The following is a 1078-nucleotide window of genomic DNA, read 5'->3' on the forward strand; positions in this document are numbered from 1 at the left end:
TCGAAAGAGGCATGGGAGTTTGTGCGCTTCCACCGAGCAGCAGCTACCAGACGGGCAGCCCCCAGGCCCTCACCCGCAGGCCCCCCGGCCCCAGCTCCCTGGGCGCCCCCACCACCGGTGACGCCACCCGCCCCTCTGACCGCCCCGGGAGTCCTCAGCCCCCGTCGCACCCAGCCCCCCGGGCCTCCGATTCTCCTAAGCAACACGGATGAGTCCACCGGAACGAAGGAGCGAATTTTCGGTATCCTCTTGGACACAGACACCCAGGACCTCAGGAAGCAGCTGGCCCCTCCGGGCACCGAAGACGAACGGGCCATCCCATTGATGGAATGCCTGGTTGACGCCGTGGCCCTCCCAGGTAAGACCAACTCGTCTGACGAAGGAGAAGACCTCGGATCCAATATCCACACCACCCTCGCGGAAATCATCAACACCAACAACCAGTTGGGAGGCCGAGAAGACCTGGCGCGAGACTTGAAATGGAAGAACGCCCACCGCCACGCTTTGAAAGGAGTCCGGAACGACGCCCAGCTGAAGGAACTCCTCGCAGACGTCGTGGAGATCAGGGACCGCACTCTCAGGAACTTGGTCTCCAAGCAGAAGACTCTCCTAGGCCCGGAACCCTGGGACCCCCTCCTCATCAACGCCTGGAGCGAGAGTGGCTTCGTGACAGTCATATCCCGACTCAGCATCGACCACTACATCTCCCTGCTCACGCATTTGGTGAGCCTATCCACCTCTGCCGGTTGGAGCGAGGCGGAACGCCTCATGAACCACCACACCAAGAAATGGGTCCTCATCCGGGGTAACAGCCCGTCTCGCCTCATGGCCATGTGTCGTATCTACGTGGCCTTGCGAGACGGAGATCATGACCGTTGGATCTCCCCCAGATTGGAAGCAGCGAAACTCTTGGCGCTCTACCTCGAAGTAGCAGCCCTCAGAGCCGGTGGTGTGGGTGGCGCGGCCGGGGCCAGTGGGGCCCCTCGGTACCCAGTGTGCAGCAGGTGTGGAACCATACTCCACGGCACCTTCGCCTGCTTCGCCACTGGAAGCCAGGCCGGAGCAAGAAAGAAAGGAC

At 62.3% G+C, this 1078-nt stretch carries 1 protein-coding gene; it reads left to right on the top strand.

The window, feature by feature from the left end; translation table 11 throughout:
• Positions 1-249: 249 nt before the first annotated feature.
• The coding region (locus tag ACRCYW_RS07280) for a hypothetical protein (protein WP_438549462.1) at positions 250-1078 on the top strand (829 nt) is incomplete at its 3' end.

The sequence above is a fragment of the Aeromonas sp. genome, from assembly GCF_051657805.1.
Classification (GTDB): Bacteria; Pseudomonadota; Gammaproteobacteria; order Enterobacterales; family Aeromonadaceae; genus Aeromonas.